The sequence below is a fragment of the Pseudomonas sp. 34 E 7 genome, assembly GCF_900005715.1.
In the GTDB taxonomy this organism is placed as follows: domain Bacteria; phylum Pseudomonadota; class Gammaproteobacteria; order Pseudomonadales; family Pseudomonadaceae; genus Aquipseudomonas; species Aquipseudomonas orientalis_A.
The window spans coordinates 1-9223 of record NZ_CVTX01000008.1; the positions used below are offsets into that span (position 1 = coordinate 1).

Consider the following 9223-nt stretch of genomic DNA (forward strand, 5'->3'; position numbering starts at 1 on the left):
CCTGCGTGCCGACGCTGACCACCAGCAAACCAACACCTGCCATACGCCAGATGCGCTTCATGCTTTTCCTCACTGCGGGTTAGGGCTTGTTCATGAGACTGGGAAAGCCTCGCCCGGTTCTGAGACAGGTTATCAGTCACCAGCACTATTTTCTTGAACGCAAAAGAAAAGGGGTGACCCGTCGGCCACCCCTTGAGAATTTCGTCCTGGCTCAACGCTTTTGACGTTGGCTCACCTCACGCCGTCTGGTGGACAGTGTGCAGCCTGGAGGCCGGCTCAACCCTGCTGGGGTGGCGGCCGCAGCGGGCCTGATTGGGCGCGCTGCAGTGGACTGTTGTCCAGGCGGTGATTCTGTTGATAAAGATACAGGCCTGCGCCCGACGGATGATTGCGAAGATTGCGTCAATAAACAGTGCTTGCGCAATTTTTAACCCTTCATGGATAATTAACCGCAATAGTTACGACAAAGGCCAACCCAATGAGCAAGCTTGACCGATACGACCTGAGTATTCTGGCGGAATTGCAGCGCGACGCGAGGATCTCCAACCAGGAGCTGGCTGAGCGTATCGGCCTGTCGCCTTCGCCCTGCTCGCGCCGGGTCAAGCAATTGGAAGACGACGGCTACATCGCCCGCCAGGTGGCGTTGCTCGACCGCAAGATGCTCGGCCTGAGCCTGACGGCCTATGTGCTGATCGGCATGGACCGGCATACGCCGGAACGTTTCGAGAATTTCGAAGCGGCCATCCGTACCTTGCCCCAGGTCCTGGAATGCAGCCTGGTGACCGGGATGGACGCCGACTATCAGTTGAAGGTGGTGGTGCCGGACATGGACCATTATCAGAAGCTGCTGCTGGGGCACCTGACCCGGATTGAAGGCGTGACCAGCGTGCGCTCCAGCTTTGTGCTGAACCAGGTGCTCAACAGCACCGAACTGCCATTGACCCACTTGCGCACCTGAGAACAACGAAGTTCGAGGGGCTTGCTTGTTGTAGGAGCGAGCTTGCTCGCGAAAAACTCACAGGCACCGCGCTCATTCAGAAAGCACGCGGTATCGTTGACGTTTTTCGCGAGCAAGCTCGCTCCTACATTTGGATTGTGTTTCGACCCAGGTCAATGTTGCGCCTGTGACGCTGCCGTATACTTCCCGCCTGCCTTAGTAGGAAGCCCCATGAACAACATCGACCCCGCCCTGTTCGAAGAATGGATGATGACCGGCCTGGTCACTGTCCTGATTATTTTCATGGGCTTTATCGTCTGGGACCTGGCGAAGAAATCCAAGGCCGGGCGCTTTGGCTCGTTCATTCTGTTTTTTGTGCTGGGCCTGGGCGTGGCCGCGTTCATCATCAAGAGCGTGGTGATCGGGCTGATAGAGTCCGGCGCCTTATAAACGTGCCGGCACGGCCTTCCATTGGCCCTGATCGAGGCCGTCGATAGACCAGTCACCAATCCGCACGCGCACCAGGCGCAACGTCGGCAAGCCCACCGCCGCGGTCATGCGCCGCACCTGGCGATTGCGCCCTTCACGTATGACCAATTCCAACCAATGAGTCGGCACACTTTTGCGAAAACGCACGGGCGGGTTGCGCGGCCATAACGCGGGCTCTTCCAACTGCCGTGCCTCGGCGGGCAAGGTCATGCCGTCGTTGAGCTCCACGCCGTCGCGCAGGCGTTGCAGTTGTGCTTCGGTCGGTTCGCCTTCGACTTGCACCCAGTAGGTTTTTGCCAGTTTGTGTTTGGGATCGGCAATGCGCGCTTGCAACTGGCCATCATTGGTCAGCAACAACAGGCCTTCGCTGTCACGGTCCAGGCGGCCGGCCGGGTAGATGCCGGGGATATCGATAAAGTCCTTGAGGGTCGCGCGCCCGCCTTCGTCACTGAACTGGGTCAGCACATCGAAAGGCTTGTTGAACAGGATCAGCTTTGGCTCGGCCGGCGGCGCCTTGGCGACACGGCGCGGGCCTGCATGCGGGGGTTTCACGCCGGGGCGGCGCGCATCGGGACGGGTGGGACGGGACATGGCAAGGGAACATCTAACGGTCAGGACCCACAATGCTAGTGGCCTGACCGCTAAATGACCATCCCCACCGCTTAGCGGAACGGCGGCTCGTCGAAGCTGCGCAGTTTGCGCGAGTGCAGCGAGTTGAGTTCGGTACGCAGCAGGTCGACGGCTTCGATGCCGATCTTCAAGTGCTGGCTGACGGCGCGCTCGTAGAACGCGTTGGCCGAACCCGGCAACTTGATCTCGCTGTGCAGCGGCTTGTCCGACACACACAACAACGTGCCGTACGGCACCCGCAAACGGTAGCCCTGGGCGGCGATGGTGCCGCTTTCCATGTCCACCGCCACGGCGCGGGACAGGTTGATCAGCGGTCGTTCCTGGGCCCAGCGCAGTTCCCAGTTGCGGTCGTCGTAGGTCAATACGGTGCCGGTGCGCAGGCGTTTTTTCAGCTCTTCGCCTTTTTCGCCGGTGACGTTCGCCGCCGCTTGCTGAAGCGCCAGTTGCACCTCGGCCAGGGCCGGGATCGGAATGTTCGGCGGAACCACGCGGTCGAGAATCCCGTCGCGACGCATATAGGCGTGGGCCAGGACGTAGTCGCCGATGGTCTGGGATTGGCGCAGGCCGCCGCAGTGCCCGATCATCAGCCAGCAATGCGGGCGCAGCACGGCCAGGTGGTCGGTGATGTTCTTGGCGTTGGACGGGCCCACGCCGATATTCACCAGGGTCACGCCATGGCCATCAGTGGCCTGCAGGTGATAGGCCGGCATCTGGTAGCGGTGCCAGACCACGCCCGCAGCAATCGCCGACGCTTCGCCATGGTCCATGCTCTTGTCGATCACCACGTTGCCCGGCAGCACCATGCGGATAAAGCGTGGGTCGCTGCGCAGTTGCTCCAGGCCATGCAGGATGAACTGGTCAACGTAGCGATGGTAGTTGGTCAACAGAATCCACGGTTGCACATGGCGCCAGTCGCTGCCGGTGTAGTGCACCAGGCGGCGCAGGGAGAAGTCCACACGCGCCGCGTCGAACAGGGCCAGGGGCAGCGGGTCGGTGTTTTCCCAGTCATAGAGACCGTCGGCGATGCCATCGGTGGCGGCGGACAAGTCGGTGCTGGGGAACACGCGGGCCAGGGTCGCGGCGGTCACGCCGGAGCCGGCCAGTTCGTCGCCCTGCTCCACCACGTACGGGTACGGAATGTTCTGCTGGCTGACGCCCACTTCCACCGTCACGGTGAAGTCGTGCATCAGCGGTACCAGTTGCTCCAGCAGGTACTTACGGAACGCCGCCGGATGGGTGACGGTAACGCTGTAGGTACCCGGCAATTGCACCTTGGCATAGGCCCGGGTGGTCTGTGGGACTTCGCCGTGGCAGTGGTAGGTCAGGCGCAGTTCCGGGTAGCGAAACTGCGCGCGTTGTTCGGCGTCGGGTTCGACGCGATCCTTGAGGTATTGCTTGAGGGCTTGATTAAGCGCGCCAGTCGCACGCTCATGCAGGGCCGCCAGCCGATCCACGGCCTCTTCAGCGGTTTGAACGACAACAAAAGCTTCGGTCACGGTAAGCATCCTGTGTTCTGGACTTGCAGGCCTTTATCTTGCCTGTATCCAGGCTCCACTGAAACAGTCGGATTGGAATGCTCTTTAAAATGTGGGAGGGGGCTTGCCCCCGATGGCTGAGTATCAGCCATCAGATGTAGTGGCTGACACACCGCTATCTGGGGCAAGCCCCCTCCCACACTTGAATGTGTTTAGTCAGCGGGATGGGGTGTGGATCGATGGACCAGCGCTTCCACATCCACCCCACGCGGCAGGGCGCCGTAGACCCGGCCCGACGACTCTCCCAACCGACTGACCACAAACCCATCGCTGACCGCCGCATTACCGGCCTCCAGCAGCAGCTTGGCCTGCAACGCCAGGGCGATATCCTCGGTGAGCTGACGGGCGCGGTATTGGATATCCTGGGTGTCCATAAACGCTGACTTCAACCGCTCTATGTGTCGCGCCAATTGCCGGTCGCCATGCCCGTCGCCCAGCTCGACGAACAACGCCTCCAGCACACCGGGTTCCTTGGACAATGCCCGCAGCACGTCCAGGCATTGCACGTTGCCGGAACCTTCCCACGTCGAATTCACCGGTGCCTCACGGTACAGACGCGGCAGGATGCTGTCCTCGACATAGCCGGCGCCGCCCATGCATTCAGCGGCCTCATTGATCATGGCCGGCGCCCGTTTGCAGATCCAATACTTGCCCACCGCCGTCACCAGCCGGGCGAATTTGGCCTCCTGTTCATTGCCCAGGTGATCCAGCGCCCGCCCCATGCGCAGGCTCAAGGCCAGGGCCGCTTCGCTTTCCAGGGCGAGGTCAGCGAGCACGTTCTGCATCAGTGGTTGTTCGCTCAGCACGCGGCCACCGACCGAACGATGGGCGCAGTGATGGCTGGCCTGGGTCAATGCCTGGCGCATCAGCGCGCTGGAACCGACCATGCAATCGAAGCGGGTCATGGCGACCATCTCGATAATGGTCGGCACGCCGCGCCCCTCGTCACCGATCATCCAGGCCAGGGCGCCACGGAACTCCACTTCACTGGAGGCGTTGGAGCAGTTGCCGAGTTTGTTTTTCAAACGCTGGATGTAGAACTCGTTGCGTGTGTCATCCGGGCGATGCCGGGGCAGCAGGAAACAGGTCAGGCCCTTGTCGGTCTGGGCCAGGGTGAGGAAGCCGTCACACATCGGCGCCGAGCAGAACCATTTGTGGCCGACCAGTTCATAGGCCTGCCCCGGGCCGCCCGCGCCCACCGGGTAGGCGCGGGTGGTGTTGGCGCGCACATCAGTGCCACCCTGTTTTTCGGTCATGGCCATGCCGATTGTGGCACCGCCTTTGTGAGCAATGCCGAGGTTGCGCGGGTCGTATTGGGTCGAGAGGATCTTCGGCAGCCACAGCTCAGCCAGGTCTGGCTGCAACTGCAGGGCCGGGACGCAGGCGAAGGTCATGGTCAGCGGGCAGCCGCTGCCGGCTTCGGCCTGGGTGTGCAAGTAGGTCATGGCGGCGCGGGCCACGTGGGCGCCGGATTGCGGATCGGTCCACGGCAGCGACGGCAGCCCATGTTCGACGGCGGTGCGCATCAGTTCGTGGTAGGCGGGGTGAAACTCCACCAGGTCAATCCGGTGACCATAACGGTCATGGCTGCTGAACACCGGCTTGTTCTGATTGGCCAGGAAGCCGGCCTCCATCAACGGCCCGCCGGCCAACGCACCATAGGCATCGATACGCGACTCGGCCCAGCCGGCGCCAAAGCGACGCGCCCACTCCTGCAGGGGCAGGTCGATGCGATACAGGTTGGTGCCGTCCAGGGACGGTGGCTGGTTGGTGACGTCGTGGGTTTCGGCAAACCGGTGCGGATTCATGACGGGCCTCCTGGAAAAAGGCCACGTGATATCGAGGCCTGATTTTCAGTTAAGCACCGTCACTCAGGTTAAAAAAGTGGCATACGCGCCGAATGCACGGCGCTTTCGCCCTCTTTCGGACACAGTACGAGACGCTCCAACGCGGCCTGCAAGGCCTCGAACCGTACCGGTTTGGCCAGGTGCTCGCTCATGCCGATGCCATGGCAGCGCTCGCGATCTGTGACATTAAGTGCAGTGCTCATGCCGATCACCGGTAACTCACCGCAGCCCGGCAAGGCACGAATCTGACAGCACAACGAGAAGCCGCCCTCAGGCACATCCAGCACCACCGCATCAAACCTGCTCTCCTGCAGCGCCGTCAGTGCAGCCGGCCCCCCATCCACGGCTTTGACCCGATACCCCAGTTTGAGCAGCATGCCGCGCACCGCCAGTTGCACCACGCTGTTGTCGTCCACCAGCAGCACCGTGCAATCCTGCGGCGCGCGTTGTGCAGGCATCGATTGCGCGGCCGGCTTGGGCTCCGGCGGCATTGGCTTGACGTCCACTTCCAGTTGGAAGCGACTGCCCTTGCGTGGCTCCGAATGATGGGTGAGGCGCCCGCCCACCAGCTCGATCAACTGCCGGCAAATCGCCAGGCCAATGCCCAGCCCGCCATATTCGCGGGTCATCGACCCATCGAGCTGGAAGAAGCGCTGGTACAGCGTGGCTTCGTCAAGGAAGGCGAAGCCGATCCCGGTGTCGGTCACGATAAAGCTCAGGTGCAAGCTGCCATCGGCTTGGGGCAGGCCTACCACGCGCAGGCGCACCGCACCGTGGTGGGTGAATTTGAAGGCGTTGTCCAGCAGGCAGTCCAGGCACTGGATCAGTTTGTCGGCGTCGCCGATCACGCGGTCCGGCACGGTATCGGCGACGTCAATGGAAAACTCCAGGCCCTTGGCCTGGGCGCTGGGGGTGAACTGTTGGCGCAAGGTTTCCAGCGCGCCGCGCAGGCCGAACACCTGGGGCCGGGCAACCAGGCGGCCGGCCTGCAACTCGGTCAGGGTGAGAATGCCGTTGACCATGCGCATCATGTCCCGCGCCGAACCGGCGGCGGCTTGCTGGTACTGCGCCAGGTCATCGCCCAGGGGTTCGGTCTGCATCAGTTCAAGGGAGCCGATGACGCCGTTCATCGGCGTGCGTAACTCATGGGTCAAGGTAGCGAGGAATTCATCCTTGAGCCGATTGCTGCGGGCCAGTTGCTGGTTGAGCACTTCGAGCTTCTGGCTGGCGTCGAACAGGATCTGCGCCTGCTGCTCGCGCATGCCGTTGATGCGGTCGGCCAGGGCCAGGGACAGCAGCGCCACTTCGATGGCCGAGCCGATCTGGCTGGCATACATCGTGAGAAATACGTTGGGCAAGTAGCCCAGCACCATCAGCGTATTGATCACCCCGCCGAGTAAAAACGCCGACCAGGCAATGATGAAATAACGCGCCATGCGCTGGCCGCAATACCAGGCCTTGATCGCGGTCACGAAGATGGTCACGGTAAACACCAATGCCAGGCCGGTGGCCAGGCGCAGGGCGACCGCGTAGCTGGTCAGCAGCGCCAGCGCCATGACCACCCCACCACAGGCCGCCAGCGCCAGCAGGATGCGGTCGAGCCAGCGGCTGTGCTGCGCGGTGTGCAGGAAACTGCGCGCGAACAGGCTGCCGAACAAGGCGGCCGCGCCGATCAGAAACGGCACCGCCGCATTCGCCCACCACGGATTGTTCGGCCAGAAGTATTCCACCGCCACGCCATTGACCGACAGTTGGTACAGGCCAAACGAAGCGATGTAGAGGATGTAATAGAGGTAGCTGGTGTCGCGCACGCTCAAATAAATGAACAGGTTGTAAATCAGCATGCCCAGCAATACGCCGTAGATAGCGCCCAGCACATACAAGCGCAGCGGCTGCTCTTCCAGATAGGCGGTGCCGGACCAGAGGGTCAACGGCGCCTGGATCGAGCCCTGGCTTTGCAGGCGCAGGTAGACCGTCTGCCGCTGGTCAGGCACGAAGTTGAGCTTGAACAGGTAGTTGCTCTGGCGCACCTCGCGGCTGGAAAACGGTAACGCGCTGCCGGTGCGGGTGGTGAGACGATAATTGCCGGTGCCATCGTTCTGGTACAGATCCAGGCGATTGAGCGGCGGGTAAGCCAGTTCCAGAAACCAGGTACGCGGGGAGCGCGGGTCAACGGCGGTGTAATGCAGGTTGACCTTCAGCCAGAACACCGAGTGCGAATAACCGGCATTGAGGGTGGGTTTGTCATGGGTCCTGAATTGGGCGGCGTAGGCAGGCGAGCTGACGTCAGCAATGGTGAGGGCGCCGGTTGGGTCTTCGAGCACTTGCATGACCCGGCCCAATGGCAGGCTTCGTGTGCTCTGATTGAACTCGACGGCGCCCGCCAACAGCGGCAACCCGCACAATAATAAAATCAGCAAATAGCGCATAGAGCCCCAGCGTGGCCTGGCCGGTTAAGGCAAAAAGCTCCTCCATTCCTTTTGAGAAGACGTACACCGGCAATACAGAAAGTTGTTTGAATGAACTCTAGCATAGCCGGTAAAGGCCATTAGACACCATTGGAAGTATTTTCGGACGGCCCTGGGACGTGGCTTCCAGCGCATTTGATGACAATTGTCAGCCGCCCGAAACGTCTTGGCGCAAGGCAACATTCAGCTATCGCCGGACGGCCACGCAAAAAGCGTTTGGTGGTAAGCTCGCGCACCATGAATATCTACAGCTCTCGCCCCGTTGTTCTCTGTCTCTCCGGCCATGATCCCAGTGGTGGCGCCGGCTTGCAGGCCGATATCGAAGCCCTGCTCGCCCAGGGCTGCCACGCTGCTACGGCCGTCACCGCGCTGACCGTGCAGAACACCGTCAATGTCAGTGACTTTCGTGTGCTCGACCGCGAGTGGGTGCTGGCCCAGGCCAATGCCGTGCTCGGCGACTCCGAAGTCGCGGCGGTCAAGCTGGGCATGCTGGGGTCTACCGCCATGGTCGACACCGTGATCGAACTGCTGCAGGCGCACCCGCACCTGCCGGTGGTGTGCGACCCGGTGCTGCGTGCCGGCGGCGGCGGCAGCCTGGGCAGGGATGACGTCGGCTATGCGATGCGCGAGCGACTGTTGCCCCTGGCACTGATCGCCACGCCCAACCTGCCTGAAGCGCGCATTCTCGCCGAACTGCCCGACGGCAGCGCCGACGCATGCGCCGAGAAGCTGTTGCCCTACGTCAAGCACCTGCTGATCACTGGCGGCCACGGCGATGAGCAGCAAGTGCACAATCGCCTGTACAGCCGCGACGGCAGCCGCCATACCTTTACGTGCCAGCGCTTGCCCGGCAGCTATCACGGCTCGGGGTGCACGCTGGCCAGCACCCTTGCCGGGCGAATCGCCCAGGGCGAAGGGTTGGTGAGCGCCGTGCAGTCGGCGCTCGACTACACCTGGCGCACCCTGCGTGACGCCGAACGACTCGGCCAGGGCCAGTTCGTGCCTCGCCGTCTGCCGCTGGATTTCTGCTCTTAATACCGAGAGGCCTGCCCGATGAAACTACGTGGCCTTTACGCCATCACCGACAGCCAACTGTTGGCCGGCAAATTTCTCGCCTACGTCGAAGCGGCGCTGGACGGTGGCGTGACGTTGTTGCAGTACCGCGACAAAAGCAGCGACGAAGCGCGCCGCCTGCGAGAGGCCGAAAAGCTGCGGGAACTGTGCTCGCGCTACACGACCCAATTGATCATCAACGATGACGCCGAACTGGCCGCGCGCCTGGGCGTGGGCGTGCACCTGGGGCAGACCGACGGCCCG

At 62.2% G+C, this 9223-nt stretch carries 9 protein-coding genes; 4 read left to right on the forward strand and 5 right to left on the reverse strand.

Translation table 11 applies throughout. From position 1 onward, the window contains the following. On the reverse strand, positions 1-215 hold a 215-nt coding region (locus BFP96_RS31005; RefSeq protein WP_218188731.1), incomplete at its 3' end, for a hypothetical protein. A gap of 263 nt (positions 216-478) precedes the next feature. Here BFP96_RS31005 and BFP96_RS00325 point away from each other — a divergent pair. Both BFP96_RS00325 and BFP96_RS00330 read left to right on the forward strand, forming a co-directional pair. After that, a complete protein-coding gene (locus tag BFP96_RS00325) occupies positions 479-958 on the forward strand; it encodes an Lrp/AsnC family transcriptional regulator (RefSeq protein ID WP_003194418.1) in 480 nt (159 codons plus the stop codon). A gap of 219 nt (positions 959-1177) precedes the next feature. Further along, positions 1178-1387 carry a DUF2788 domain-containing protein gene (locus BFP96_RS00330; RefSeq protein WP_032884769.1) on the forward strand — a complete coding sequence of 70 codons (210 nt, stop codon included), beginning with the start codon at positions 1178-1180 and terminating at the stop codon, positions 1385-1387. Here BFP96_RS00330 and BFP96_RS00335 read toward each other — a convergent pair. The 4 genes from BFP96_RS00335 to BFP96_RS00350 all read right to left on the reverse strand — a co-directional run bounded on the left by BFP96_RS00335 (position 1382) and on the right by BFP96_RS00350 (position 7867). Beyond that, entirely contained in the window at positions 1382-2017 is a 636-nt protein-coding gene (locus BFP96_RS00335; protein ID WP_065895189.1) for a pseudouridine synthase, read from the reverse strand. The two genes, BFP96_RS00330 and BFP96_RS00335, sit on opposite strands and share 6 nt — an antisense overlap. A gap of 71 nt (positions 2018-2088) precedes the next feature. Continuing rightward, the gene (gene amn, locus BFP96_RS00340; RefSeq protein ID WP_162303223.1) at positions 2089-3561 is read right to left on the reverse strand and encodes an AMP nucleosidase; all 1473 of its coding nucleotides are present in this window, start codon (positions 3559-3561) and stop codon (positions 2089-2091) included. Positions 3562-3743: 182 nt separating this feature from the next. Further along, entirely contained in the window at positions 3744-5399 is a 1656-nt protein-coding gene (locus tag BFP96_RS00345; RefSeq protein ID WP_065935360.1) for an acyl-CoA dehydrogenase family protein, read from the reverse strand. 68 nt (positions 5400-5467) lie between these two features. Next, complete coding sequence (locus tag BFP96_RS00350; protein WP_065935361.1) at positions 5468-7867, reverse strand: hybrid sensor histidine kinase/response regulator; 2400 nt, start codon at positions 7865-7867, stop codon at positions 5468-5470. A gap of 276 nt (positions 7868-8143) precedes the next feature. Between BFP96_RS00350 and BFP96_RS00355 the strand changes: the two genes are divergently transcribed. Both BFP96_RS00355 and BFP96_RS00360 read left to right on the forward strand, forming a co-directional pair. Beyond that, on the forward strand, positions 8144-8941 hold the full coding sequence (locus BFP96_RS00355; protein ID WP_065935362.1) for a hydroxymethylpyrimidine/phosphomethylpyrimidine kinase: 798 nt from the start codon (positions 8144-8146) through the stop codon (positions 8939-8941). A gap of 18 nt (positions 8942-8959) precedes the next feature. Continuing rightward, a partial coding sequence (locus BFP96_RS00360; protein WP_170875962.1) for a thiamine phosphate synthase occupies positions 8960-9223 on the forward strand: 264 nt, incomplete at its 3' end.